This window comes from Psychrobacillus sp. BM2, from assembly GCF_048572895.1.
GTDB lineage: Bacteria > Bacillota > Bacilli > Bacillales_A > Planococcaceae > Psychrobacillus.
Window position 1 is genome coordinate 1,463,848 of sequence record NZ_CP183878.1, and the last position, 25,500, is coordinate 1,489,347.

Genomic DNA, 25,500 nt, shown 5'->3' on the forward strand with positions numbered 1-25,500 from the left:
AGTAGGTGAATGAAATGGGACAAATAATTGTGATGAACGAACTGCTGTCTAACAAAATTGCTGCCGGTGAAGTGGTGGAACGACCAGCATCAGTTGTGAAAGAATTGGTGGAAAATTCCATTGATGCAGAAAGTACTTCTATTGAAATTACACTGGAAGAAGCAGGATTATCTAGAATCCAAGTAACCGATAATGGAAAGGGAATGGACGAGGAGGACGCGGTAAAATCTTTTTCTAGACATGCGACCTCTAAAATCACTACGGAGCATGACCTTTTCAGAATCCGTTCATTAGGTTTTCGTGGGGAGGCACTTGCTAGTATTGCCTCTGTATCCAAAATTAGTTTATGGACATCAAATGGTGAAAATATCGGGACCAAAGTAGAGTTAGAAGGTGGGAGGGTATTATCAAATTCTCCTGCTCCTATTCGTAGAGGTACTGATATAGTTGTGAGCCAGCTATTTTACAATACACCAGCTCGCTTAAAATATTTGAAAACGATTCAAACGGAGTTAGGACACTCCATTGACTTGATCAACCGCTTAGCAATTAGTTATCCAGGAATTGCGTTTAAGCTTACACATAATCATCAAACCATCGTGCAGACCAGTGGAAGAGGAGATTTGAAACAGGTTCTAGCTTCTATATATGGAATTTCTAACGTGAAGAAAATGGTTGCGTTTAACAAAGAATCATCTGATTTTCATATTTCGGGATTTGCAACACTACCAGAGATAACGAGAGCATCTAAAAACTATATTACGGTTTTAGTAAACGGCCGATGGGTAAAACATTATGGTATAAATAATGCGATAGTCGACGCTTACCATACATTGTTGCCAATAGGTAGATACCCGATTGTCGTCTTAAATATTGAAATGGATCCGATACTGACGGACGTCAATGTTCATCCTGCCAAGCATCAAATTCGATTAAGTAAAGAAAAAGAACTGATGGAAATGATTCGGATAACAATACGTTCGATCATGCATCGTGTACAGAAACCACCAGAGATTATGGAAAAGCCAGTTGTGAAAAAGCAGCCAAGTGTACAATTTGACTTCTTCAAGCAAACATATGAGCCAGCACAAAAGAATCCAATTACACCAGTTAATGATGATGCGATATCCGAACAAATTCAAAATCCGCCTGAAGAACAGCCTAGTATTGTATATGAAGAGATAGAGCCGCTCTCAGATTTCGATATTCAACCGATTGAATATGTGGAGGAGAAAAAGCCTTTTCCTGATTTACATGTAGTAGGTCAAATTCATGGTACTTACATTGTCGCTCAAAGTGATGATGGATTTTATTTGATAGATCAGCATGCTGCACAGGAGCGTGTAAAATATGAGTTTTATAAGGAAAAGATAGGGGAAGTAAATGCAAATGAGCGACAATCACTTTTGCTGCCATTAACTTTTCACTATTCTTTAGACGAGGCATACCGTATCAAAGAGTCTTTGCATGAATTAAATGATGTGGGAATATTTTTAGAGGAGTTTGGTTCTGCTAGCTTTGTCGTAAGAGATTATCCTACTTGGTTCCCAAAGGGTAACGAGACGAAGATTATCGAAGGTCTGATTGAACAGGTATTGAATAACCGTAAAACAGATATTAAAAAACTTAGAGAAGATGCAGCTATTATGATGAGTTGTAAGCTGTCGATCAAAGCAAATCATTATTTAACGATGAAGGATATGGAGCAGCTGTTAGAAAGCTTAAAAAAAGCACAGCATCCATTGACTTGTCCACACGGTAGACCAGTAATCATACATTTTTCGACGTATGAGGTGGAGAAAATGTTCAAACGAGTTATGTAGGAGGAAGCCATAATGGGAAAATATATATTATCGATCGACCAAGGAACGACAAGCTCTAGAGCAATACTTTTTGATAAGCTCGGCAATATTGTTCACTCTGCTCAACGAGAATTTAAACAATATTTTCCTAAATCAGGCTGGGTTGAGCATGATGCGAAAGAAATTTGGGGATCTGTATTATCTGTGCTAGCAGCTGTTCTGACGGAAAGTGGAAACCAACCAGAGGATGTCCATGCAATTGGAATTACAAACCAACGAGAGACAACAGTAGTGTGGAACAAGCATACTGGAAAACCTGTTTATAATGCGATTGTTTGGCAATCCAGACAAACTCAAGCCATCATTGAAGAACTTAAAAAAGCTGATTTGGAATCGTTTTTTCAAGAGAAGACAGGGTTGAAATTGGACCCGTATTTTTCTGCAACAAAGGTTAAATGGATATTAGATAACGTTGATGGTGCAAAAGAGCAGGCAGAAGCGGGTGACCTTCTTTTTGGAACGATTGATACATGGCTAATTTGGAAGCTTTCGAATGGAAAAGCCCATGTGACCGACTATTCCAATGCTTCTAGGACGATGCTTTACAATATATATGATCAAAAGTGGGATGAAGAGATTTGTAAGAAGCTTTCTATCCCTATGAAAATGCTCCCAAAAGTAGCATCTTCCTCTGAAGTGTACGCACAAACCGATCCATCTGTTTTCTTTGGAAAAGAAATAGATATTGCAGGAGCTGCTGGAGACCAACAGGCAGCACTTTTTGGTCAATGCTGTTTCGACAAGGGTATGGCTAAAAATACGTATGGCACTGGGTGTTTTATGTTATTAAATACTGGTGAAGAGGCGATTTCTTCACCCTCTGGTTTACTCACAACGATTGCTTGGGGACTAAATGGTAAAGTGACCTATGCTTTAGAGGGAAGTATTTTTGTTGCTGGTTCAGCCATACAATGGCTCCGTGATGGACTGCGTATGTTAAAAAGTGCTCCTGAATCAGAGAGCTATGCAAAAAAAGTAGATTCTACTGAAGGGGTCTATTTTGTACCTGCCTTTGTTGGACTTGGAACACCTTATTGGGATTCAGAAGCGAGAGGTTCTATGTTTGGGTTGACAAGAGGAACGACGAAAGAGCATTTTATCCGCGCTACTATTGAATCTCTTGCATACCAGACTAAAGATGTACTTGATACGATGGAAAAGGATTCTGGAGTAGATGTAGAAATATTAAGAGTAGATGGTGGAGCAGTAAGTAATGAATTTCTTATGCAGTTCCAAAGTGATCTATTGAATTTACCTGTAGAACTTGCAAAGCTTAATGAGACAACAGCCTTGGGAGCTGCTTTCTTAGCGGGTTTAGCTACGAGCTTCTGGAAGGATGAACAAGAGCTATCCAATTTGCGTGAAAGTCAAAAGCAGTATGAGCCAAAAATGGAAGCTGCGAAAAGAGATCAGCTATATAAAGGATGGAAAAAAGCTGTCCAGGCAACACGAATTTTCAAACTTTCAGATGAAGAGGTGGAATAATTGAAGTCTTCTGTAGAACGTGAGCAGTTAGTAAATACACTAAATTATTATGAATTCGACGTGCTAGTAATAGGTGGAGGTATCACTGGTGCAGGGATCGCACTTGATGCTGTAACTAGAGGTATGTCCGTTGCTTTGGTAGAAATGCAGGATTTTGCTGCTGGAACTTCCAGTCGGTCCACGAAGCTTGTCCACGGAGGTTTGCGATATTTGAAGCAATTGGAAGTTAAAATGGTTGCAGACGTTGGGAAAGAAAGAGAAATTGTGTATGAAAATGCGGTTCATGTGACTGAACCTATATGGATGTTACTACCGTTTCATAAAAAAGGTACATTTGGACCGCTCACTACATCAGCTGGATTAAAGATGTATGACTATTTAGCTGGTGTGAAGAAGGATGAAAGAAGATTGATGCTTTCCGACCAAGAGACACTCGAAAAAGAGCCTCTCATAAAAAGCAAAGGTTTACTTGGTGGAGGATATTACGTTGAATATCGCACAGATGATGCGAGATTAACAATTGAGGTCATAAAAAAAGCAATGGAAAAAGGCGCAGTATGCTTAAACTATGCTAAAGCACGTTCCTTTATTTATGACGATCATAATCAGGTAATTGGAGCAGAGATTGTTGATACAGTAAGCAATAAACGAATTTCGATTCATGCAAAAAAAGTAGTAAATGCCACTGGTCCTTGGGTTGATGGAGTTCGTGCTTTAGATGCCATTGAGAACAATAAAAAACTAAAGCTCACAAAGGGTGTGCATATCGTTATTGACCAATCCGTTTTCCCACTTAAACAGGCGGTCTATTTCGATACACCTGATAAACGAATGGTTTTTGCAATCCCACGTGATGGTAAAACCTATGTTGGAACCACGGATACGTTCTTTGAAGGGGATATTCGGCATCCTGTGGCCACACCCGAAGATGTCGATTATCTGATCGAAGCAATCCATTCTATGTTTCCTTTAGTTCATGTTACCTCTCATCAGGTTGAATCTACATGGGCAGGGGTTCGTCCATTAATATATGAGGACGGGAAGAATCCATCAGAAATCTCTCGAAAAGATGAGGTTTGGCAGTCGGAAGCTGGTTTATTTACAATAGCTGGAGGTAAACTAACTGGGTATCGCAAAATGGCTGAAACAATCGTAGACAAAATCTCGAAGCAATTAGGGGATGAAAAATACGGACCATGTGTAACGAAGCATTTAACATTATCTGGTGGTGATATTGGCGGCTCTAAACAATGGGAGGCCTTTCTTACTCAAAAGGAACAAATGGCTCTAGCTTATGGACTAACTGGTTTAGAAGGAAGAAAACTGGCTAAAATGTATGGGACGAATGTCGATAAAGTATTTCAATATGCACAAATTCTTTCCACAATCACTTCTAGCTTGCCTTTAGCGCTATTAGCACAAATTTATTACGCAGTGCATGAAGAAATGGCTTATTCCCCTGTGGACTTTTTAGTAAGAAGAACAGGTATGCTCTATTTTGATATTAAGCATTTTACCGAGTATAAAGAAGAGGTAGTAAATGTAATGAAGCAATTGCTCCATTACTCAGATGAGAAAATAATTGTATTTAATAAACAGCTAGAAATACTTTTGGGTGAAGCTACATTAAAGGAAAGTAGGGATTAAGCTGAAAACTATCTTAGAAGGCAAAATGTCAGATGGTCATCTGATTCATATCGTTATGTTTACACCCGATATACCGCCAATTGGCCATGTACATCTTCTTCATGGAATGGAAGAGCATATCGGTCGTTATGATGATTTCGCTACATTTTTAATGAGTAAAGGGTTTGTAGTTACTGGCCACGATCACCGTGGACATGGTATAACAGCTGAAAAAAATGGGCAATATGGATATTTTGCAGATAAGTTAGGATTTGAGCGAGTAACGGAGGACGTACGGGAAGTATTATTACATGTTCGTGAAAATTTGGGAGATATTCCACTTATTTTATTCGGACACAGTATGGGCTCATTTATTGCACGTAGATATATGCAAAAGTATAGTGATTCTTTAACCAAAATCATCCTTTCTGGAACTACTTTTAATCCAGGTCTAATGGGAGATGCGGGTAGACTTCTCAGTAAATTTACCTCTGCTGTAAAGAGTCCAACAGCTAAAGCTACAGTATTAAATAATATGGCATTTGGGGGGTTCAATAAACAAATAACGAATCCTAAGACACCGTTTGACTGGCTTTCGACAGACGAAAATGAAGTACAAAAATATATAGAGGACCCTTTATGTGGGAATATCCCAACGAATCGATTCTTTATAGACCTTTTCGATGGATTAAAAATAATCCACCAAGACAAAGAGAATAATCATATAAAAAAAGATTTACCCGTTTTAGTTATTAGCGGTGCAAAAGATCCTGTTGGAAAAGATGGGAAGGATATATTCAAAGTTGCAAATGGATTAAAAAGTGTTGGAATGACAAATGTAACTGTCCATTTAGTGGAGGATGCGAGGCACGAAATACTAAACGAGGTTAATAAACTTCAAACGTATGAAATAATTGCAAATTGGATGATAGATAATGCATAATACAGCAAACGTAATTGCTATAGTCGGACCGACTGCTGTTGGTAAAACAGCTTTAAGTATCGAATTGGCTAAAGCATTTAATGGCGAAATTATAAATGGAGACTCGATGCAGGTGTATCGAGAGCTCCATATAGGAACTGCAAAGATTAACGAAGAAGAAATGGAAGGTATTCCGCATCATCTACTAGATATTAAGGACCCAGAGGAGGGTTTTTCTGTTGCGGAGTATCAAAAGCTTGTTCGAGGTAAAATTGAAGAAATCACATTAAAGGGTAAACTTCCGATTATCGTTGGAGGTACTGGTCTTTATATTCAATCTGTTCTGTACGACTTTAGATTTACGGAACAACCGAATCGTGATGAAAATAGACTTGCAGAATTAGAAAGAATGTCTCCTGATAAACTATTTGAACTTTTATATTCATTGGATCCGGAAGCGGCAAAGGAAATACACCGGAATAATGTCCAGCGTGTGATTCGCGCAATTGAACGAGTAGAGCTTACTGGGAAACAAAAGAATGAGATAGAACAAGACCAAGGACAGGAAGAAGTCTATCACCATTATATTATTGGCCTGTCCATAGATCGTGAACAGTTATATGGTCGCATTAATAACCGAGTAGATATAATGCTGGAAAATGGTCTTTTAGAAGAAGTACAAACACTCTATGGTAAAGGCATTCGAGATGTTCAATCGATCCAAGCAATTGGTTATAAAGAATTATACGCCTATTTGGATGGTAATGTTTCTTTCGAAGACGCAATCGAACATTTAAAGCAAAACTCTAGAAGGTATGCAAAAAGGCAGTTAACGTATTTTAGAAACAAAATGGACATCCATTGGTACAACCCTTTCACTGATGCCGAAAGAATAATAAAAGAAATTAATGAATTTATGCAGGAAAATGAATAATTAAAGCGAATATTAACAAAGTGGTATGTTTTAACATGCAAATTGTATAATGGGGGTATTGTGATGAAACCTATAAATATTCAAGATTTATATTTAAATCAGCTTAGAAAAAACGATATTTTTGTAACTGTATTTTTATTGAATGGATTCCAGCTAAAGGGGTTGGTAAAGTCTTATGATAACTTTACTGTCCTGTTTGAATCGGATGGAAAGCAACAGTTAATTTACAAGCATGCAATTTCCACATTTGCTCCTTCTAAACCAGTTAAGCTAACAGAAGAATAATATGGATTGTTTGACAGATGGACATGGTCCTATTATGATTTTATAGAATAACACAGAAGCGGGAGAGTTTAACATGAATATTATTACAACAGAACAAATTTTACAAAAAATAGATGCTGGAGAAGAAATCAGCGTCATCGATGTGCGTGAAAGTGAAGAAGTAGCAACTGGAATTATACCTGGAGCAAAACATATCGCATTAGGTCAAATCGAGAACAGCATGGATCAACTCGACAAATCAGTTCCTCATTACATAGTTTGTAAAGCAGGTGGCCGTAGTGCAATGGCCTGTGAAATTCTAGAGGAAAATGGGTATGACGTAACGAATATTGCTGGCGGTATGATGGACTGGGACGGCGAGCTACAGTTTTAACTTCATTCAGTAATGCTTTTGCGATGTGCTTGCACAGTAGAGATGTTTTTCTCTGCGGAGCTGAACAAAGTGAAGCGGAAACAAATACGCCAAGGCATATTTGATAATAGACGAGGGGCTAATTTCATTTTTGAGATTAGTCTTTTCTATTTGTAATTTGAAATTAGGAGAAGATAACATGACTTTTACAACAACATTATCGAAAGAAGTATTGAATCTTGCAGAGCAGGTTGAAACCAAAATAGCCCCACATCACAAATTTGTAGAAAAAATTGCTTTTTTAAATCAACAAAAAGTAATTCAATCCTTTAAGAATCATGGGGTAAGTGATCATCATTTTCATCCTTCATTTGGTTATGGATATGATGATGAAGGTCGTGATACATTAGAAAAAGTATATGCAACGACATTTGGTTCAGAGGCAGCACTTGTGCGCCCTCAAATTATTTCAGGAACACATGCGATTTCTATTAGTTTGTTTGGTGTGCTAAGACCAAATGACGAATTACTATATATAACGGGCAAACCTTATGATACTTTGCAATCAATTGTAAGTGGAGGAGAAGAGGATACGGGGTCCCTAGCTGACTTTGGTATTACATATAATCATGTAGATTTATTGGAAACTGGGGGCATCAACTGGGACGCTGTAAAAGGAGCTGTGAAAAGCAGTACGAAGGTCATTGCCATTCAGCGTTCGAAGGGTTATGCATTACGTCCTTCCTTTACAGTAGAGCAAATAAAGAAAATGGTAGTGGAAATAAGAAGTATTAAAGAGGATGCAATTATTTTTGTAGACAATTGCTATGGAGAATTTGTGGAAGAGCTGGAGCCGACGGATGTTGGGGTAGATTTAATGGCTGGTTCCCTGATCAAAAATCCTGGTGGGGGTCTTGCTAAAATCGGAGGATATATTGCGGGAAAAGAGGAGTTTGTCACTAAATGTGCTTACCGAATGACTTCTCCGGGTATAGGAGCAGAGGCAGGTGCATCTTTAAATGCATTGATGGATATGTACCAGGGATTCTTCCTAGCACCACATGTAGTATCCCAGGCAGTTAAGGGAGCCATCTTCACTTCGGCTCTTTTGGAAGAGGTTGGAATGATCACTGAACCACACTTTGCAGAGCCTCGTACAGATTTAATACAATCTGTATCTTTTCAAACAGCAGATCAGATGATTCAGTTTTGCAAAGCGATCCAAATGCATTCTCCGGTAAATGCTCAGTTTATGCCTGAACCAGCTTATATGCCCGGTTATTCCGACGATGTCATAATGGCTGCAGGTACTTTTGTACAAGGATCTAGTATGGAGTTAACTGCTGATGGACCTATTCGTCCCCCATACACAGCATTTATCCAAGGTGGCTTAACGTATGAACATGTGAAATATGCTATTTTGGGAGCCGTTCAAACGTTAAACTAATAGCAAAGATGAAATCATTTCTGAATTATATTGAATGGTTTTAATTTTCCGATAAATAATTGTTAGATTTTCTTACATGATGTTGACATGTTAACTAACATGACATATACTAATTATATAACCTACTAGGAGGTGCAGTGATGGAAAAGGAATGGAGACGTTCAATGCCATTACTTTCGATGAATATTGTTATGCAGCTGACTGGTTTGACTGCAAGGCAAATTCGTTACTATGAGGAGCAAGAACTGGTTCACCCTGCACGTACTGAAGGTAAACAGCGCATGTTTTCATTAGATGATATTGATATATTATTAGAGATCAAGGACTTATTGAAGACAGGTGTTAATATTGCAGGGATTAAACAAATCTTTGAAATGAAAAACAACCCTGTTGTTTCAAAGGATATACGAAAAGTTATATCGGATATTGAATTACGCGCAATAGTAAAAGAAGAAATGAAATTAGCCCAAAGGCAACAAAGAGCTTCATTGAGACAAGGGGACCTATCTCGATTTTATAGATAACCGAGGTTCATATACATTAATAAACTAGGAGAGTGAAATAATGAGCAAGTATACAAAAGAGGATATCAAAAAGTTCGTGACTGAACATGAGGTGAATTTTATTCGTCTTCAGTTTACAGACATACTAGGAACGATTAAAAACGTAGAAATTCCAGTTAGTCAGCTCGATAAAGCTCTCGATAACAAAATGATGTTCGATGGATCTTCTATCGAAGGATTTGTGCGAATTGAAGAGTCAGATATGTACTTAGTTCCAGATTTAAATACATGGGTGGTTTTCCCTTGGATTACAGGTAAAGGGAAAGTGGCACGTCTAATCTGTGATGTAAATAAAGCTGATGGAACTCCATTTGAAGGAGATCCACGCAATAACTTAAAACGTATTTTAAAAGAAATGGAAGAGTTAGGCTTTACAAGCTTTAACTTGGGACCTGAACCTGAGTTCTTCTTATTCAAATTAGATGCAGGTGGCGAGCCAACGCTTGAACTGAACGACCATGGCGGTTACTTTGACTTAGCACCAATGGACTTAGGGGAAAATTGTCGTCGTGATATCGTTCTCGAGCTAGAGGAAATGGGCTTTGAGATTGAAGCATCTCACCACGAGGTTGCTCCAGGTCAACATGAAATTGACTTTAAATATGCTGATGCAGTAACAGCATGTGATAATATTCAAACGTTCAAGCTTGTTGTTAAAACAATAGCTCGTAAGCATGGCTTGCATGCTACATTTATGCCGAAACCATTATTTGGCGTAAGTGGATCAGGGATGCACTTTAACGTTTCTTTATTTAAAGGTAAAGATAATGCATTTTATGATAAATCAGGGGAAATTGGTTTAAGTGAAACAGCTATGCAGTTTATGGCTGGCGTATTAAAGCATGTACAAAACTTTACTGCGATTACAAATCCATTAGTTAACTCATACAAACGCCTAGTACCTGGATACGAAGCTCCTTGTTACGTAGCATGGTCTGGACAAAATAGAAGTCCGTTAATCCGTATTCCTTCTTCAAGAGGGGTAAGTACACGTATTGAAGTTCGCTCGGTAGACCCAGCTGCCAATCCATACCTTGCGATGGCAGTAATTCTACAAGCTGGATTAGATGGTATTAAAAATAACTTAACGCCACCACCAGCAGTGGACCGCAATATTTATGTAATGACAGAAGAAGAGCGCATCGAAAACGGCATTAATAACCTACCGCCAACTTTACATGCAGCATTACTAGAATTAGGTAAGAGTGAAATTATCCGCGGAGCACTTGGTGAGCATATCTATGCAAACTTTGTAGAAGCAAAAGAAATCGAATGGGATATGTTTAGAACAGCTGTACATCCGTGGGAACGTGAACAATATTTGAAGATGTATTAAACTTATAAATACCGGGGTTGTTGAGGTTTTTAATGGGGTTAAGTTCAATGGTTCTGCAAAGTCATTGTCACCCCATATTCACCCCAAAAATTTCGTGAAAAAATAATTGCTAGAATTTTGATTAATCCCTTTAAAAACATCGTTCAGTCGTAAGTTGACTTGATCGGTGTTTTTCTTTTTAAGTTTTTTGAAAAATGCACATAAACATCATTAGTTATTTGTTGACTCCCATGTCCTAATTGTTGTTGAATATATTTCAAATCCAACCCAGCTTCCATTAGTATCATTACATATGTGTGGACGTAGTGAATGTATAGGATATGAATCTAGTACCGCTCTTTTTAAGATGCGATCGAAAGTATTAAAAAGAGATGATTTTGGCATATAATCTCCATCTTTTCTGCATAGCACGGAATTAAGATTATGGCGAGATAATTCATTTCATAGTATTTGTATGGATAGAGGTATGAAAGAAGTTTCTGTAAATGAACATGAAATTGGGAGATTATTTTCATATATTTCATTTTTGGTAGAGGAAATAAGAAAAGATATTGAAGGGATTATAAAATGATGTTCATATATACTTCAGTACAAATAGGTATATTTATCCTTTTTCTTCTTATGGCCTTACTTAGATTATTTGGTGATGAATCTGATTTTGTTTATTATGTAAGTCTTTTATCAATACCTGTTTCGCTATTAGTAGTTCTCTATACAGCATAAGATAAAATAATAAACTTGAGTAAATTTTGGGGTGAAGAACAGAATCATAGAATAAACTTCTTAGAATTGCTTATGTTAGGTATTGCTATCTTAAGTACAATAATTCTAGTATTATTGGTATATTTTAAAATTGTACCCCAAAAAATTGCTGACTTTTCTTATATATTAGCTTTGGGTATATCACTTTCTAATGATTTATTATCAACATTAATTTCAAATATTTTACATAGTTCGTTTGCAAAATCATATTCCAAAGACAATATGTCGCTCGAAAAGTGACAACAATATGACAATCAATTTGCAAAATCCAATAACATAATTATAATTGAAACAAAGAGACACCGTGCACGCGTGGTGGTGGCTTAGTAAAATACTACTTAATATATTAATATAAGGCGCTCAGGAAAATTGTGGGTGTTTTTTACTAGTATAAATGATAAAATTATTAAATGAAAATATACAAAATAATGCCATACGTGATTTTAATTTCCTTTTTGTTAGCTGTAATAATAATGTACGCGGGTTTGATTAAGATGTTCTTCGATGTGAGTGAGACGATAATCGCAGGAGTTATCGCTTTTATTGGAGCGATCATCGGTGGGGCAATAACTTTAGCTGGAGTTAAAATGACTATTGATCAATCCAATGAAAAAGAGATGGAGAGTAAACTGCATTTAAGAAAACATGCTGTTGATAAAACTATGAATCAATTAATTGATGCAAGAGAAAAGTTGTTACATAGAAAAGATGCAGGAGAACCTTTTGAAGGTGCTTTGGGAGGTTTTCTGATTAGTTTAAAAAAGGTAGAAGGGATAATAGATAGTGCAGCAGAATCATCTAGAAAAGTTTATCAAAGTGTATTAAATATTGAATTATTTCTTGACCAAATTAGATACAATCAAGAATTTTATCAAAGACCTGAGAAGGAAAAGTTCAGCATATTTGATAAAGAAGTATTAAACTGTTTTTTGTTTCTTAGGGAACAAAAACTGGAAATGATAAATGAACTTCAGCAAAGACATCCAAATTGAGGGTGTCTTTTTTGTAAGTGTCAAATGGTTCTTTCCAGTGTTAATTGAATTTACGGGATTCGAGCATTAATAGTTTATTCCGTAGAAGTTCAAACTGTTTCAACTATACATGATACGTTTGATGATTTTTAATTTATTTACACGACCTTCAGCTAATCCGTTTTATAGGATAGCGTGTAGGCATTTCAACTGCATCTATATCCTGTTTTATGCCATTGATAAAACTAGTCAATTCATTTAAGTCAGAGGCTGCAGCCTCTGAAATCCATTCAAGTATCAACTTTTTATCTCCTGATTGCAGTGTTTCTTTGAAGCGCCAAAACAAGCGAAGTAATGTACCGACTAATGGATACTTCTGGACAACGTTTATTACTTGTTCTAGGGAAAATGCTTTCACTTTATTTAGTGGCTTGTAGAGTAACTTTACAAGCCATTTTCTTTCCACTATTTCTGTCGGACCATCGTTGATTTCATCCTCCAGATCACTTTGCAATCTTTTTTCTTTCGCTATGAATTGTCTAATTGCAGCTTCTGTGCATGTATATCCTTTCTTACAAATAGAAGTATAGATTTTTTTGTAGGTTGTTCCTTTTGAGCGTAAGGCAATCACTTCATGTCTAACTGGGGACAGTTTTCCAGGACGCTGTACACCATATTGACCATGGACAGGATTGAAATTGGGCGATAAATAATTTTTTATTGTGCGCTTTGTATAGCTTGTCTCATCGACTATTTTTCTAGTACTATATCCTTTTCCTTGTAAATCTTTCACTTCTTTGACTTTATCCATCGTTTTCTGGATTGCTTCATTATGTTCAAGTCCACGTTGATTATCTGTACCTTTAGGGATATGTTATTTCCGCATTCAGGTATATTTTCGAATTGTTTGATGGTTTCATTTTGTCTGTGATCGGATATCTTGTATGGTGCAACCTTGGGATGCCAAGGACTTGACCCAAAGGATTTTAGTGCGTCGTGAAAGTTTACTAGTTAACAGTTCGTTCATCGCGTTCTGTTCCTTGGTTATTGGAATGAAAATTCGTCCGGCTATAGTTTTATATATGCGGAGTGTGATTGCTCCGTCAAATTTTTCACTAAGTGAAACCGATCATTAATATGATGAGCTTCTCGAATCGCAGCAGCATAGGTAAGAGAGCCATCTCTTGAGACATGTTTAATATTGGGAAATAAAGAAAGCCAGATAGCTATGTCAGTGAGAGTGGGCTCTAGAGGATACACTTTGACAAAAAAGGTCACAACGCATTCCTTCCGGGTAGATGTCACAAAAAAATAAATGATATCTGAAATTATTTCCGTACTCGTGCAGATCAAATTTCCGTCAAGTAATGTGATGAGTTCATCCATAAGGCAATCCCTCCTACATTCTTTTTCCGCACCTTTATAACAGAATATACTGTCAATTAAATCAACTGTGGAAAGAACCTATTTGACGCTTACTTTACACTGGAACTTTTACAACAAAAGAAGCTGCACAAGATGCAGAAGCAAGAATTAAAGCAAAATATGGTTGGACTCCCATCTGATAGACGAGACTAAATAAGTAAAAGCGACCTTCTCTTAATTGATTTGGTCGCATTTTACTTGATAATTTATTTAATTTCAATGCTTCTAGTGACAGTAATTTGTAATAGGGAAATATGCGATTATATATAAGGTAATAAACACTTCTACATTTTTAGTCTTGTATTTCTAATGACCTGCTTGGATCTGGAATATCTTTATCATCAGCTAAAACATTTACCGAAGATACCATAATGATCAATGCTATTGATAACATAAAAATTTTAATATATTTCTTCATTTCTTTACATTTCCTCCAACTTAATAGAATTTTTTAAATATAAAAATTTGTTTGCCTTCTGGTAATAAATACTTGCCTTCTTAAATTTATTGTTTTCAAAAAAATAGTCTCCGAACATAATTGAATACTTTTGAACATAGCGGTAGGATCTTACGTTTTCGAAGTACTTTATCGCTTTTTTAAATATTTGCTCTAAATCACCATCTTTTTGATATATAGTCTTGAAAATTTCGAAATGCAAAGTGTATGATTCATGTGATGGAGTGGATGAAGGTACTTTTGATAGAGTTTCTAACGCTTTTTGACACCAATTAATAACTTGTTGAGAGTTATCATGTTTAGCATATTCTTGAACTATACATAGAATAGTTGGTAGAGATTTTAGATATTGTTTTTTTTGCTGTTTGTAGCTGAAACTTAATTTGAAATTTTCTACTGCTATTAAATGCTTGTCTTGCATGGCATACATAGAGCCTAAATTGTGATAGATTATACCCTCGTATTCTTTGTTATTTAACTTCTTAGCTGTCTGTTGAGCTAGATGGAAATTTTTTTCTGCACTTTTATAGTCAAGTAAGTTTTGGTGTGCATTACCTATTATAATATAGTTATCAATTTTTCTTTCATTTAGCTGATAATTATTAAAATAATTTGAGGATATAGTAGCAAAAGTAAGTGCATTAAAATGATCATTAATAATTGAATAACATATACTGAGCGCATTGTAATAATCAGCTAATTCCCAATCCTCTATTGTAATGTCATTTACTATTTGTAATGAATTCTTTAACTGTGATAATGCTTGGTTATATTGTTTGTTTTTGTAATAGTAGAGACTTACATTTAAATGATAAAGAAAAAGCTGTTTAAAATTGAAATTTTCTTTCAATTGAAATAGGACTCTAATATGTTCTGATAATTTCTCTGCATTGTCAGAACATATTAAACGTATTCTAAACATATAGAGTTGAAAGTAATAATAATTACTAGTTTCAGAAAAGTTTATACTTTGTTCAGAAAACTTATTTAAGGATTTCTTAACTTGAAATCTGTCCCTCTTGAGCACTGCTTCTTTATACATTTGAAACAGAGAGGAAATATAATGACTTTCATCCTCTATAGTAGTTTCTGTTAACTCAATATTTAATTTTTTTAGTAAAAGGTTTAATATATCTTTTTTAGGTGTGATAACATTGTTTTCAACTTTACTCAAATAAGATGGAGAACAAATACCTTTAACAAGGTTAGCTTGTTTAATGTTATTGGAAAGTCTTGTTTGTTTAATTATTATTCCTATACTACTCAATCAGTTTTCACCTCGAATATTTGTATATAATATCCAAGTATACCACAACAACTTAAGGGACCAACTTAACATATTTTATAATTTGGTTATTGTTTAAGATAGTTATAAAAAAAGAATCCATTAGTAAGAATGGATTCTTTTTTATAATTTATAAGTCCTAAAAACCTACATACCAAATTGAATTTATCAAGTTTGTGTAATCTGGATATGCATAATATTTTGTATAAGAAGCTGGTTTGCCAGGGAAGTCTTTATAATAGTATAAATCTGTAACATACCAAAACTGCTTAGCTTTGGTACTATAAAGAAAAGTAGCTATTCCCGTTGCTACTCCTGTTATTGGTCCGCCATAAACTGATGCTACAATCCCTGCTATAAGGGAAACGATAGCGGTATCAAATGATTTTGAGCTTTTAAAAGTTGTTTGATAAACGTAGTTACCTGGTTCTTCTGGAGCAACAGCTTGAATGTCAATTTTAGACTCACTTAGATCAATGGTTTTAGTAGTGTTGGTTTCAAGATTAAGTTCATAACCTAATGTTGCATCCTGATTAAGAACCGTCACTTTGTTGTTGTAATAAGCAGTATATTCTGCTTGTCCGTTTTCATCAATAACTACCTCTAAATACTCGACCTCTTTAGTTTCCTGATTAGTAAATTTGATTTTTTGATAATCCTTTGTATTCTCTAAATACTCAATCTCAAATCCGTTTTCTAACTTCTTTGTTGCTTGGACGCTGACTTCACTATTTGCTAGAGCAAAAGTGCTAGAGCACAGCGTTGAAAAAATTAAAACTCCGCTTATTGCTAGTTTTTTAAACATTGTAATTCCTCCCTTTTTTGTTAGTTGGTACGTGTCCCATTATACTTATGAAATTTTTAGAAAACTACATTTTTTCGAATCATTCAATTTAATGTAATTATTAAGGGTTTATTAGCTATTTAACTAAAAAACTTTCCTTTAGATTTAATCCTTTTAAAATAGTAATTATTGGTTTATAATTGTTCGAAATCCACAAATGAAAGAGGGGTACTGGATGGGGAAGTATAATATATTGGAATGGGTTGGTTTTGCTGTTTGTCTAATAGCTATCTTAATAGGAGGTATCTTAAGAAATAAAACAACTGATAATGTTAATATTGATATAATTTTAATAATATTAGGAGTTTTAATCACTCTTGTAGGTGTTATTTTAAGGGTGAGAAAAAAGAAGGATATTAAGAAGTCTATTTAAATGTAAAATAAAAATTAAACTAAAGCACTCTGTACTAGTGAACTGACCCAATAAAGTTAGACAAATAGTTTAGGCAGCTTCTAAGACCTGAGTTCGGTATTCTACTGGACTTAGGTCTTTTAATTTTGCCTTCATTCGCTTGTGGTTGTAATACTCGATATATTCATGTAGTTCACGTTCAAAATGTTCCATACTCTTCTGATACTGCTTCATTTGATAATGCGAGCTTTGACCGGAATGTAGAATGACTTCATTTCCTGGATTTAAACTTTTGATCGCCTCGTCTTACATATTACCCACTAGTTGATAAAGTGGACGGTTCATTACCTTGTAGGCAATGATTTCTCCATTACATAGATCTAAAACAGGTGATAAAAAACATTTCTCGCCAAATAGAGGAACTCTGTCTCCGTGGGAACGTGAACAATACCTAAAAATGTATTAATAGTAAAGCGTTGGAGCTCTAAGCTTCCAACGCTTTTTTTGAATACTGAAATATCATATAAGTCTGTTGAGCGATTTGTACGTTATATAATATGTAGACAAATACTTAAAGAAAGTTTCTCATTAAGTTTAATTGTATTTAAAAGGATTCAAGTGAAGCTTCCAACTGTTGATCAGTATCCAATAGTAATAATGCCTCAGTTAAAAGATTGATATCCGAGATTATCTGTTCTTTCATATGTGTAAAGGGACATTTGTAATAATCGTCTATTAGGTGATTTAGTTCTTTATAAATTAATAAAATAGGCAAAATTGCTCCCCCTCATGATCTATATTTCCTATTTTCTATTATGTGATAAAATGAGCGAAAATGGAAGTGATTTAACCAATTATTTTTGAACGGTTATTTCGGAGTGATTTTTTAGTAAATGAATAATAATAAAATAGTTTAAAAGATTGGAGGGTCATGACGTTATTTACGACCGATCCTCCAAAATTAGCATTATCCTCAAACAAAGGTGGTTTTGTTCTTAGGAAAGTGTAGTTTTCTCTCGCACGAAATCCTTATTGCATCAGAGAAGTATTGTAGCCAACATTACTGTACTGTTTTCAAAATTTGTTTGCTATTTGAAACTAAACAACTGCAATGCTACGCACGGTAAGTTGTCCAAGATATCTGCCTGGATTTGGGGAATATCCAGTAGCTATTGGGGAAGTGACAGTTGCATTAACTACAACTCGACCGGTATTCCCTAAAAGCCCGATCGCAAGTAACGTATCTCCAGATGTAATTGCAACATCTTGAGAGCTACCTGAGTTAGAACCAGTAAATAGTGGAATAGTAGCAACAACGATTCCTAGAAGATTAACTACTTCTAAAGTAGCGGTTACAGTAGCGGTTTCGTTAGCTGCAAAAGCATAATATGCTGAAATAGGTAATGCTAGAGTAAGGAGTGGCAAAGCTCCAATGTCAAAGGTACTTTGAAATGTCACCGTTTGATTGGACTCTGTATTTGGAGACCAAATGTAAGCATTACTTCCATTTACTAAAGGTGATACCATAGCTGGGGGAGTAGGGACAGCGGGAGTTGGAAGTGTTCCAGGTGGTACAGCTGTATCTGCAATGACAACAGTATTTGTTGGGGTAGTAAACTCTTGAAGTACAAGAACCATATCAATCACCTCCTTTTAATAGATTTGCCGAAATAACGGCATACAACAATATACGTCGCACAAATTAATAGGACTAGTTAGATTGATTATCTCGGAAGAAATAATGATATAAAAACTTTAAATTAGAAATTAGAATGAATAGTTTTTTTGAAGTAACTTAAAGTGGAGTTAAATAGAAAAGATCACTCAGTTAAAAAAACCAAGTGATCTTTTTGTATTTATTTCTAACTTATTTTTTTCTATAATTCTTAGTGCGTCTTTTAGCAAGTTGATATCTATTAATATCTGTTCCTTCAGTTGATAGTTACTGCATCTATAGTAATCATTTATGAGTTTTTTTAGTTCCTCTATAATTAGTTTCATAAATTTTTGCCCCTTTATAATTATTTAAGCTGACGTCAAAATAATATAATTAATTTAACCTATGTCTAATTATAAATATTAATACCCATATATTCGCATTTTTAACCATCTGTTTTAATTTATTTGATAAATATTATGTCAAAAGACTACTTGTAGATAATCATGCCAGCATTAACTAGTACGAGGGATTAAATTTCTAATTATAAGAGAAGGGAGGTAAAACAATGTTTATCAGACCAAGCGAAGGAAGAGTTACATCGCATTTTGGGGAAACTCGAAAGAATAATGTGGTTAAAGTGCATAAAGGAGTAGACTTTGGAAGTGATGGTAGTCTGGTTATAAGAGCAGCAGAAAGTGGAGTCGTGACGAGAGCAAAAGTTATAGGAGGATATGGAAACACTATTACAATTGTCCATACATTGAACGGTAAAAAATATGAAACATTATATGCTCATTTAAAATCTTTTTCCGTAAAGGTTGGAAAAAATGTTAAACAAGGTCAGCAGATTGGCATAAAAGGTAACACAGGCAATAGTACTGGGGTGCATTTGCATTTTGAAATTCACATACCCTCATACGAGGTGGGTCAGCCAAATGCAGTAAATCCTTTAAACTATGTAAGTGAAACTAGTATAACCGAAGTACAGAAGCTTTTAAATACAGTAGGCTATAAACTAGTGATTGACGGGATAGAGGGACCCTTAACTATTGCAGCAATTAAAGATTTTCAAAAGAAAAAGGGCATAACAGTTGATGGAATTGTCGGACCAAAAACTTTAGCTGCTTTAAAGAAAAAATAAAAACTTCTAAGAAAGAAAAAAGTAAGGGATTAATAATAACAAAACCCCTCAACCATAAAGGTAAAGGGGTTTTTCGATGATTTCAACGAAAATGTCCACTTTTCGTTGAAATATGATATCGGCTCTTCGTTATCTTACGTATATTTTACTATATTGTCAAGCCCGTATAATCTATTGAATATTGCGATAAACTCCAACGACTTTACCAAGTATACTAACAGAATTTACGATGATAGGTTCCATAGAAGAATTTTCAGGTTGTAAACGGAAGTAAGACTTTTCCTTAAAGAATCGTTTAACAGTTGCTTCATCTTCTTCAGTCATTGCAACGACAATATCGCCATTATTTGCAGTTTGTTGTTGTTTTACAACGACATAATCACCATTTAATATACCTGCCTCAATCATACTATTACCCATAATCTCCAGCATAAACAAATTATCATCAGCAGTTCCGAATGTTTCTGGAAGCGGGAAAAATTCTTCTATATTTTCAATGGCAGTAATTGGAATACCAGCAGTAACTTTACCTACAAGTGGAACATGTACAACATTATGTTTTTCGGCAATGCTTCCTAATCCATCAAGAACCTCAATGGCACGTGGTTTGGTTGGATCTCTTCTTATCAACCCTTTACTTTCTAGACGAGCTAAATGTCCGTGTACAGTTGAACTAGAGGCCAAGCCCACAGCTTCACCTATTTCTCGAACAGATGGTGGATATCCTTTTTTACGAACTTCTTCTTTTATAAAAGCTAGAATGTCTTCCTGCCTTTTAGATGCTTTTTTCATATGCTCACCTCTTTTGGAGTAATTAATCTCTATCCTTTTCTATCTTATTAATAGTATAACAGGCGCTGAACTATTATGCAAACATAGGTTCTAATTGTTGTTGACAAAAACAAATGTTCGCATTATTATTAAACTATACATTACGAACACACATTCTATTAGGGGGTATTTTTTATGACCTGGATTAAAGAAAACTATTTTCTAGCATTATTTGTAGCGTGCAGTACTACATTTATAATGTTTATAATAACTTCGAATTCTTTTTCGACAAATGAGAGTCTTCATATTAATATAGAACAAGGCGATTCTTTATGGGAGTTAGCACATGAGTATGGCGTGGATGAAGATAAAAATGTATGGATAAATAAAGTAATGGCTATGAATAATTTACAAAATGGTCATATTAAAGCTGGAGAGATCCTTAAAATTCCGGCGTCTGAAAAAAGTTACCATTTCGATCACAAAACGGAGATAGCAGGCGATACAAAATGAAATCAGTTATATATTGTCGAGTGAGTACTGAAAAAGAGACTCAAGAGACTTCCTTACTAAGACAGGAAGAAGAACTGTTAGAATTTGCAAAACTAAATAACTATGAGGTAGAGAAAGTATTTATAGATCAACATAGTGGTTATGATATTGAACGTGAGGGCTTATTAGATTTACTTGACTATATAAAAGAAAATGATATTAAAGCGGTATTTGTTCAAGATGAAACGAGAATTGGGAGAGGAAATGGTAGAATGGCAGTTCTACATCTTCTTCAAAAAACAAACACCTCTATATATACTTTACAAGATAAAGGCGTCATTAATTTAAATGAAATGGATTCTATGCTACTGGAAATATTAGCGCTAGTGGAGGAATACCAAAGGAAATTACATAATGCTAAAATTAGAAGAGGTATGAAGAAAGCAGTATCCCAGGGATACAGACCAGAGAAAAATTTAAAGACAAAAGGTAATCCAGAAGGAAGAGAACGAATAGACGTGCCCCTAGAAGAAGTAGTTAGACTTCGAAACGCAGGTCTCACTTATGAAGAAATTTCTATGACTTTAAAAGGTTTGGGATTTAATATTAGTAAAGCAACCGTCCATAGACGTTATATTGAATATATTGAAACACACGGAGTGAAATGACTTGCACTCTGTGTGTTTTTTCCTTACCTTTATATAAAGATAAAGTGAAAGGATGAAATGAATTGTTAAGCAAAGAAAAATTAGCAAGAATTAGTGAGTTATCTAGAAAATCTAAAACATCAGGACTTTCTATTGAAGAGGCAAAAGAACAAAGCTCTTTACGTAAAGAATATTTGGAAACTTTCCGCTCAACTATGAGAGACACAATTGAAAGTGTAAAAGTAATTGACCCTGAAGGAAATGATGTAACACCTGCAAAAGTGCAAGAAGCGAAGAAAGGAAAGTTTCTGAATTAATTAATCATTTCAGAAACCATTGATAATACAGACATTCTTGTCTAAACTAGAAATATAGAAAAAATTTGTTTGAGAGGATGTCATTCATGTCATTACAATCCGATTTATTAGCAATTAATACGATTCGAACTTTATCCATTGATGCAATCGATAAAGCAAATTCTGGTCACCCTGGTTTACCGATGGGGGCAGCACCAATGGCTTACACATTATGGACAAAACACTTACGTCATAATCCAAGTAACCCAACATGGTTCAACCGTGACCGCTTTGTGTTATCAGCAGGTCATGGTTCTATGCTTTTATATAGCTTACTTCATCTTGGTGGCTATGATTTACCAATGGAAGAGATTAAGAACTTTAGACAGTGGGATTCTAAAACACCTGGACATCCAGAGTTCGGTCACACTGCAGGAGTAGAGGCAACAACAGGACCCCTTGGCCAAGGAATTGGTATGGCAGTTGGAATGGCGATGGCTGAGGCTCATTTAGCTGCTACGTATAATCAAGAAAACCACTCTATTATTGATCATTATACGTATGCACTATGTGGTGATGGTGATTTAATGGAAGGTGTAGCGGCAGAAGCAATTTCACTTGCTGGACATCTTCAATTGGATAAATTGATTGTATTGTATGATAGTAATGATATTTCTTTAGATGGGGATTTACATAAATCATTCTCAGAAAATGTAGAAAAACGTTTTGACTCATATGGTTGGAACTATATTCATGTAAAAGACGGCAATGATATTGAAGAAATTTCAAATGCTATTGAAAAAGCGAAGTCTCAAAATGACAAACCAACAATTATTGAAGTGAAGACTGTTATTGGATTTGGTTCTCCTAACCGTTCTGGTAAGTCAGATGCTCACGGTATGCCATTAGGAAAAGATGAAACTCTTCTAGCTAAAGCCGAATATAAATGGTTATTTGAAGAAGATTTCTATGTACCAGAAGAAGTTTATGATACGTTCAAACAAGCATCAGAGCGTTTAGGTGTTCAAGAAGAATCTTCTTGGAATGAGAAACTTAAGAAGTATGAGTCTGAATTCCCAGATTTGGCTTCTACGTTAAAAACAGCAATTTCTGGCGAGTTGCCAGAAAACTTCGCAGATGCGCTTAAAACATACGAAACTGGTACTTCTCATGCTACTCGCTCTGCTTCTGGAGAAGCAATCAATGCAATCGCCGGGAACTTACCTTCATTCTTTGGTGGTAGTGCAGATTTAGCTGGATCAAATAAAACCACTATGAAAAATGTTGGAGATTTCTCTGCAGATAATTATTCTGGGAAAAACATTTGGTTCGGAGTACGTGAATTTGCTATGGGAACTGCTTTAAACGGAATGGCTTTACATGGTGGACTAAATGTATTTGGTGGTACATTCTTCGTATTTAGTGATTATGTTAGACCTGCAATTCGTTTATCTGCATTAATGGGACTTCCTGTAACGTATGTATTTACGCATGATAGTATTGCTGTTGGAGAAGATGGTCCAACTCATGAGCCAGTTGAACATTTAGCTTCTTTACGCGCTATGCCTGGTCTATCTGTAATTCGTCCTGCGGATGCGAATGAAACCGCGGAAGCTTGGAAACTTGCTGTATCAGCCAAGAATAATCCTACAGTTTTAGTTCTTTCAAGACAAAACCTGCCAACACTTGATCATCCAGTTGAGCAAGTGAGAGAAGGAGTTTCTAAAGGAGCTTATGTTGTAGCACCAAATGAAAAAGCGGAAGCAATTTTACTTGCTACTGGTTCAGAAGTAAGTCTTGCTGTGGAAGCACAACAAGCACTTTCTAAAGAAGGAATTGAGGTTTCAGTTGTTTCTATGCCTTCATGGGATCTGTTTGAGAAACAAGATTCGGCTTATAAAAACGCTGTATTACCATCTCATTTAACGAAACGTCTTGCAATTGAAATGGGTGCATCATTAGGTTGGCACCGTTATGTTGGATTTGAAGGCGACGTCATTGCTATAGATAAATTTGGCGCAAGTGCTCCTGGAGAGATTGTTATGAAAGAATATGGTTTCTCTGTAGAAAATGTAGTTGCGAAAATGAAAGCATTACTTCAAAAGTAAAAAGTAATACGAGCAATTCGAATACTTTGGATATTAAGTATTCGAATTGCTTTTTTATCACGTATTAGAGCGAAGTGGGGAAGAAATATACCCCGAATGCACTTTATTTTAAATTATATAGAATGCATAAAGAATCTATAGTATAATTTTGAATGGTGTCTTGTACACGTAGATAAGTACGTAAAGGAGGAGAATATATGCAAACATGGATTTGGATTGTTATTATAATAGTTGCGTTAATTGCTGGTGCGGCAATCGGTTTCTTTGCGGCACGTCAATATATGATGAAATACTTAAAAGAAAACCCACCTATTAATGAACAAATGCTTCGTATGATGATGGCACAAATGGGTCGCAAGCCTTCAGAAAAACAAGTTAAACAAATGATGAATCAAATGAATAAAATGCAAAAATAATAAAAAAAGCACTCAGGCGAGTGCTTTTTTTATTGAGTAGAAACTAATATTACTATATAAAAACTGTAATAATAGGGGCATGATGAACAAGTGGATCTTTCATATCCAATCATATTTAAATTATTACTTATTTAGCAAGCCATTTTCTTGTAGAAAATCTGCAACAACTTGCTCATATTCCTTGCTATTTTCATTGAAGGATTTAGCATGTTCACCTATATCAAACAATTTTAATGTTTTTGGACCCTGTTTTTTTTCGTATAAATCTACGGTCATTTTAGGTAAGATAAAATCATCCTGCAAGCTATGGATAAACAAAACAGGTTTTTCAATTTTGTCGATAACATCAATTGGGGAAACGAGATTTAACGTATACCCATCACGAAGTTTTAAAAACAAATTAGCAAATCGAATGGCAAGACTACTTCGAAGGGGAGTTGTCTGTGTCATAATATGATAAACTTGCTGTTCAAAATCAGAAAATGCACAGTCTGAAATATAAAAATCAGCGTCATCTATAATAGATCCTCCATATAGTAGCGTAGTGGCTGCACCCATAGATTCTCCGTGGATACCTAATACCGCTTCTTTCCCAGCTCTTTCTCTGACTGCTTCAACAACTGATTGTAAATCTATTTTTTCGTAAAATCCAAAACTCGTTGTCTTGCCACCAGAATCACCATGTCTGCGATGATCGAAGACTACACTATTAAAGCCGAGTCGTTCGAACATACGAACAAAACGTAATGAGTTTATTTTATTTTCTGTAACTCCATGGCAAATAACGACATAATTATTTGTTTCTAATGGTTCGACAAAAATAGCCTTTAAGGAATAGCCATTTTTAGATTCAATCCATTGTTCTGTTTTATTTACAGCGTTAAACCAGGCTTCATCTAATCGTTTAGATGTAATTTCACGGTTTAATATAAAATCATTTTCTTTTTTCTTCATATACATAAGCCTATTAGTCACAAAGAAACCAAAGAACGTAGCCATAGCTGTCAATACACTAGTAAAAATACTCGTCCAAATAATTACACGTTTCTTCATCTGATCAA

At 35.3% G+C, this 25,500-nt stretch carries 29 protein-coding genes; 19 read left to right on the forward strand and 10 right to left on the reverse strand.

What is annotated here, in order from left to right; genetic code table 11:
- Window positions 1-14: 14 nt before the first annotated feature.
- The 12 genes from mutL (at window position 15) to ACN6MX_RS06645 (ending at window position 12,566) form a co-directional block, all read left to right on the forward strand.
- A complete protein-coding gene (gene mutL, locus ACN6MX_RS06590; protein WP_419961843.1) occupies window positions 15-1,823 on the forward strand; it encodes a DNA mismatch repair endonuclease MutL in 1,809 nt (602 codons plus the stop codon).
- A gap of 12 nt (window positions 1,824-1,835) precedes the next feature.
- The gene (glpK, locus tag ACN6MX_RS06595) at window positions 1,836-3,347 is read left to right on the forward strand and encodes a glycerol kinase GlpK (RefSeq protein WP_419961844.1); all 1,512 of its coding nucleotides are present in this window, start codon (window positions 1,836-1,838) and stop codon (window positions 3,345-3,347) included.
- Complete coding sequence (locus ACN6MX_RS06600; protein WP_419961845.1) at window positions 3,348-4,994, forward strand: glycerol-3-phosphate dehydrogenase/oxidase; 1,647 nt, start codon at window positions 3,348-3,350, stop codon at window positions 4,992-4,994.
- A 25-nt stretch (window positions 4,995-5,019) separates the two neighbouring features.
- The gene (locus tag ACN6MX_RS06605; protein WP_419961846.1) at window positions 5,020-5,916 is read left to right on the forward strand and encodes an alpha/beta hydrolase; all 897 of its coding nucleotides are present in this window, start codon (window positions 5,020-5,022) and stop codon (window positions 5,914-5,916) included.
- Entirely contained in the window at window positions 5,909-6,829 is a 921-nt protein-coding gene (gene miaA / locus ACN6MX_RS06610; RefSeq protein ID WP_419961847.1) for a tRNA (adenosine(37)-N6)-dimethylallyltransferase MiaA, read from the forward strand. Before ACN6MX_RS06605 ends, miaA begins: the two co-directional genes overlap by 8 nt.
- Window positions 6,830-6,892: 63 nt before the next feature.
- Window positions 6,893-7,114, forward strand: a complete 222-nt coding sequence (gene hfq / locus ACN6MX_RS06615; RefSeq protein WP_211893874.1) for an RNA chaperone Hfq — start codon at window positions 6,893-6,895, stop codon at window positions 7,112-7,114.
- A gap of 73 nt (window positions 7,115-7,187) precedes the next feature.
- Window positions 7,188-7,487, forward strand: coding sequence for a rhodanese-like domain-containing protein (locus tag ACN6MX_RS06620; RefSeq protein WP_419961848.1), 300 nt, complete (start codon window positions 7,188-7,190; stop codon window positions 7,485-7,487).
- Between the two features lie 178 nt (window positions 7,488-7,665).
- Window positions 7,666-8,913, forward strand: coding sequence for an aminotransferase class I/II-fold pyridoxal phosphate-dependent enzyme (locus tag ACN6MX_RS06625; protein WP_419961849.1), 1,248 nt, complete (start codon window positions 7,666-7,668; stop codon window positions 8,911-8,913).
- Between the two features lie 140 nt (window positions 8,914-9,053).
- On the forward strand, window positions 9,054-9,437 hold the full coding sequence (locus ACN6MX_RS06630; RefSeq protein WP_419961850.1) for a MerR family transcriptional regulator: 384 nt from the start codon (window positions 9,054-9,056) through the stop codon (window positions 9,435-9,437).
- 40 nt (window positions 9,438-9,477) lie between these two features.
- Window positions 9,478-10,812, forward strand: coding sequence for a type I glutamate--ammonia ligase (gene glnA, locus ACN6MX_RS06635; RefSeq protein ID WP_419961851.1), 1,335 nt, complete (start codon window positions 9,478-9,480; stop codon window positions 10,810-10,812).
- A 567-nt stretch (window positions 10,813-11,379) separates the two neighbouring features.
- Window positions 11,380-11,535 (forward strand): hypothetical protein, encoded by a 156-nt coding sequence (locus tag ACN6MX_RS06640; RefSeq protein ID WP_419961852.1) that lies wholly within the window; start codon window positions 11,380-11,382, stop codon window positions 11,533-11,535.
- A gap of 545 nt (window positions 11,536-12,080) precedes the next feature.
- Window positions 12,081-12,566, forward strand: coding sequence for a hypothetical protein (locus tag ACN6MX_RS06645; protein ID WP_419961853.1), 486 nt, complete (start codon window positions 12,081-12,083; stop codon window positions 12,564-12,566).
- 148 nt (window positions 12,567-12,714) lie between these two features.
- Here the strand turns inward: ACN6MX_RS06645 and ACN6MX_RS06650 are convergent, their stop codons facing one another.
- The 5 genes from ACN6MX_RS06650 to ACN6MX_RS06670 all read right to left on the reverse strand — a co-directional run bounded on the left by ACN6MX_RS06650 (window position 12,715) and on the right by ACN6MX_RS06670 (window position 16,517).
- Window positions 12,715-13,356 carry a hypothetical protein gene (locus ACN6MX_RS06650; protein WP_419961854.1) on the reverse strand — a complete coding sequence of 214 codons (642 nt, stop codon included), beginning with the start codon at window positions 13,354-13,356 and terminating at the stop codon, window positions 12,715-12,717.
- A 257-nt stretch (window positions 13,357-13,613) separates the two neighbouring features.
- Window positions 13,614-13,931 (reverse strand): hypothetical protein, encoded by a 318-nt coding sequence (locus tag ACN6MX_RS06655; protein ID WP_419961855.1) that lies wholly within the window; start codon window positions 13,929-13,931, stop codon window positions 13,614-13,616.
- 331 nt (window positions 13,932-14,262) lie between these two features.
- Complete coding sequence (locus tag ACN6MX_RS06660) at window positions 14,263-14,388, reverse strand: hypothetical protein (protein WP_419961856.1); 126 nt, start codon at window positions 14,386-14,388, stop codon at window positions 14,263-14,265.
- Window positions 14,389-14,392: 4 nt separating this feature from the next.
- The gene (locus ACN6MX_RS06665) at window positions 14,393-15,694 is read right to left on the reverse strand and encodes a helix-turn-helix domain-containing protein (protein ID WP_419961857.1); all 1,302 of its coding nucleotides are present in this window, start codon (window positions 15,692-15,694) and stop codon (window positions 14,393-14,395) included.
- A gap of 157 nt (window positions 15,695-15,851) precedes the next feature.
- Complete coding sequence (locus tag ACN6MX_RS06670) at window positions 15,852-16,517, reverse strand: hypothetical protein (RefSeq protein WP_419961858.1); 666 nt, start codon at window positions 16,515-16,517, stop codon at window positions 15,852-15,854.
- 214 nt (window positions 16,518-16,731) lie between these two features.
- On the opposite strand from ACN6MX_RS06670, the gene ACN6MX_RS06675 reads away from it, so the two are divergent.
- Window positions 16,732-16,929, forward strand: coding sequence for a hypothetical protein (locus ACN6MX_RS06675; RefSeq protein WP_419961859.1), 198 nt, complete (start codon window positions 16,732-16,734; stop codon window positions 16,927-16,929).
- A gap of 69 nt (window positions 16,930-16,998) precedes the next feature.
- Here ACN6MX_RS06675 and ACN6MX_RS06680 read toward each other — a convergent pair whose 3' ends face one another.
- The 3 genes from ACN6MX_RS06680 to ACN6MX_RS06690 all read right to left on the reverse strand — a co-directional run bounded on the left by ACN6MX_RS06680 (window position 16,999) and on the right by ACN6MX_RS06690 (window position 18,546).
- Window positions 16,999-17,142, reverse strand: a complete 144-nt coding sequence (locus tag ACN6MX_RS06680; protein WP_419961860.1) for an IS3 family transposase — start codon at window positions 17,140-17,142, stop codon at window positions 16,999-17,001.
- A gap of 370 nt (window positions 17,143-17,512) precedes the next feature.
- Window positions 17,513-17,683, reverse strand: coding sequence for a hypothetical protein (locus ACN6MX_RS06685; RefSeq protein WP_419961861.1), 171 nt, complete (start codon window positions 17,681-17,683; stop codon window positions 17,513-17,515).
- Window positions 17,684-18,006: 323 nt separating this feature from the next.
- On the reverse strand, window positions 18,007-18,546 hold the full coding sequence (locus ACN6MX_RS06690) for a hypothetical protein (protein WP_419961862.1): 540 nt from the start codon (window positions 18,544-18,546) through the stop codon (window positions 18,007-18,009).
- A gap of 587 nt (window positions 18,547-19,133) precedes the next feature.
- Between ACN6MX_RS06690 and ACN6MX_RS06695 the strand changes: the two genes are divergently transcribed.
- Entirely contained in the window at window positions 19,134-19,709 is a 576-nt protein-coding gene (locus tag ACN6MX_RS06695) for a peptidoglycan DD-metalloendopeptidase family protein (RefSeq protein WP_419961863.1), read from the forward strand.
- A 171-nt stretch (window positions 19,710-19,880) separates the two neighbouring features.
- On the opposite strand, the gene lexA is transcribed toward ACN6MX_RS06695, so the two are convergent.
- Window positions 19,881-20,501, reverse strand: a complete 621-nt coding sequence (gene lexA / locus ACN6MX_RS06700; RefSeq protein WP_419961864.1) for a transcriptional repressor LexA — start codon at window positions 20,499-20,501, stop codon at window positions 19,881-19,883.
- A 174-nt stretch (window positions 20,502-20,675) separates the two neighbouring features.
- Between lexA and yneA the strand changes: the two genes are divergently transcribed.
- From yneA to ACN6MX_RS06725, 5 genes are all read left to right on the forward strand, one after another.
- Window positions 20,676-20,993: a cell division suppressor protein YneA gene (gene yneA, locus ACN6MX_RS06705; protein ID WP_419961865.1), complete on the forward strand. Its 318-nt coding sequence runs from the start codon at window positions 20,676-20,678 to the stop codon at window positions 20,991-20,993.
- Window positions 20,990-21,640 carry a YneB family resolvase-like protein gene (locus ACN6MX_RS06710; protein ID WP_419961866.1) on the forward strand — a complete coding sequence of 217 codons (651 nt, stop codon included), beginning with the start codon at window positions 20,990-20,992 and terminating at the stop codon, window positions 21,638-21,640. Before yneA ends, ACN6MX_RS06710 begins: the two co-directional genes overlap by 4 nt.
- Window positions 21,641-21,702: 62 nt before the next feature.
- Window positions 21,703-21,936 carry a DUF896 domain-containing protein gene (locus tag ACN6MX_RS06715; RefSeq protein ID WP_419961867.1) on the forward strand — a complete coding sequence of 78 codons (234 nt, stop codon included), beginning with the start codon at window positions 21,703-21,705 and terminating at the stop codon, window positions 21,934-21,936.
- 86 nt (window positions 21,937-22,022) lie between these two features.
- Window positions 22,023-24,023, forward strand: a complete 2,001-nt coding sequence (tkt, locus tag ACN6MX_RS06720; protein WP_419961868.1) for a transketolase — start codon at window positions 22,023-22,025, stop codon at window positions 24,021-24,023.
- A gap of 197 nt (window positions 24,024-24,220) precedes the next feature.
- The gene (locus ACN6MX_RS06725; RefSeq protein WP_093063024.1) at window positions 24,221-24,439 is read left to right on the forward strand and encodes a YneF family protein; all 219 of its coding nucleotides are present in this window, start codon (window positions 24,221-24,223) and stop codon (window positions 24,437-24,439) included.
- A 123-nt stretch (window positions 24,440-24,562) separates the two neighbouring features.
- On the opposite strand, the gene ACN6MX_RS06730 is transcribed toward ACN6MX_RS06725, so the two are convergent.
- Window positions 24,563-25,492: an alpha/beta hydrolase gene (locus tag ACN6MX_RS06730; RefSeq protein ID WP_419961869.1), complete on the reverse strand. Its 930-nt coding sequence runs from the start codon at window positions 25,490-25,492 to the stop codon at window positions 24,563-24,565.
- Window positions 25,493-25,500 lie beyond the last annotated feature (8 nt).

Coding starts and splice junctions, on each gene's coding strand:
- mutL (WP_419961843.1), top strand. CDS start 15: ATGGGACAAATAATTGTGATGAACGAACTGCTGTCTAACAAAATTGCT.
- glpK (WP_419961844.1), top strand. CDS start 1,836: ATGGGAAAATATATATTATCGATCGACCAAGGAACGACAAGCTCTAGA.
- ACN6MX_RS06605 (WP_419961846.1), top strand. CDS start 5,020: ATGTCAGATGGTCATCTGATTCATATCGTTATGTTTACACCCGATATA.
- miaA (WP_419961847.1), top strand. CDS start 5,909: ATGCATAATACAGCAAACGTAATTGCTATAGTCGGACCGACTGCTGTT.
- hfq (WP_211893874.1), top strand. CDS start 6,893: ATGAAACCTATAAATATTCAAGATTTATATTTAAATCAGCTTAGAAAA.
- ACN6MX_RS06620 (WP_419961848.1), top strand. CDS start 7,188: ATGAATATTATTACAACAGAACAAATTTTACAAAAAATAGATGCTGGA.
- ACN6MX_RS06625 (WP_419961849.1), top strand. CDS start 7,666: ATGACTTTTACAACAACATTATCGAAAGAAGTATTGAATCTTGCAGAG.
- ACN6MX_RS06630 (WP_419961850.1), top strand. CDS start 9,054: ATGGAAAAGGAATGGAGACGTTCAATGCCATTACTTTCGATGAATATT.
- glnA (WP_419961851.1), top strand. CDS start 9,478: ATGAGCAAGTATACAAAAGAGGATATCAAAAAGTTCGTGACTGAACAT.
- ACN6MX_RS06640 (WP_419961852.1), top strand. CDS start 11,380: ATGATGTTCATATATACTTCAGTACAAATAGGTATATTTATCCTTTTT.
- ACN6MX_RS06650 (WP_419961854.1), bottom strand. CDS start 13,356: ATGGATAAAGTCAAAGAAGTGAAAGATTTACAAGGAAAAGGATATAGT.
- ACN6MX_RS06655 (WP_419961855.1), bottom strand. CDS start 13,931: ATGGATGAACTCATCACATTACTTGACGGAAATTTGATCTGCACGAGT.
- ACN6MX_RS06660 (WP_419961856.1), bottom strand. CDS start 14,388: ATGAAGAAATATATTAAAATTTTTATGTTATCAATAGCATTGATCATT.
- ACN6MX_RS06670 (WP_419961858.1), bottom strand. CDS start 16,517: ATGTTTAAAAAACTAGCAATAAGCGGAGTTTTAATTTTTTCAACGCTG.
- ACN6MX_RS06675 (WP_419961859.1), top strand. CDS start 16,732: ATGGGGAAGTATAATATATTGGAATGGGTTGGTTTTGCTGTTTGTCTA.
- ACN6MX_RS06680 (WP_419961860.1), bottom strand. CDS start 17,142: ATGAAGCAGTATCAGAAGAGTATGGAACATTTTGAACGTGAACTACAT.
- ACN6MX_RS06690 (WP_419961862.1), bottom strand. CDS start 18,546: ATGGTTCTTGTACTTCAAGAGTTTACTACCCCAACAAATACTGTTGTC.
- ACN6MX_RS06695 (WP_419961863.1), top strand. CDS start 19,134: ATGTTTATCAGACCAAGCGAAGGAAGAGTTACATCGCATTTTGGGGAA.
- lexA (WP_419961864.1), bottom strand. CDS start 20,501: ATGAAAAAAGCATCTAAAAGGCAGGAAGACATTCTAGCTTTTATAAAA.
- yneA (WP_419961865.1), top strand. CDS start 20,676: ATGACCTGGATTAAAGAAAACTATTTTCTAGCATTATTTGTAGCGTGC.
- ACN6MX_RS06710 (WP_419961866.1), top strand. CDS start 20,990: ATGAAATCAGTTATATATTGTCGAGTGAGTACTGAAAAAGAGACTCAA.
- tkt (WP_419961868.1), top strand. CDS start 22,023: ATGTCATTACAATCCGATTTATTAGCAATTAATACGATTCGAACTTTA.
- ACN6MX_RS06725 (WP_093063024.1), top strand. CDS start 24,221: ATGCAAACATGGATTTGGATTGTTATTATAATAGTTGCGTTAATTGCT.
- ACN6MX_RS06730 (WP_419961869.1), bottom strand. CDS start 25,492: ATGAAGAAACGTGTAATTATTTGGACGAGTATTTTTACTAGTGTATTG.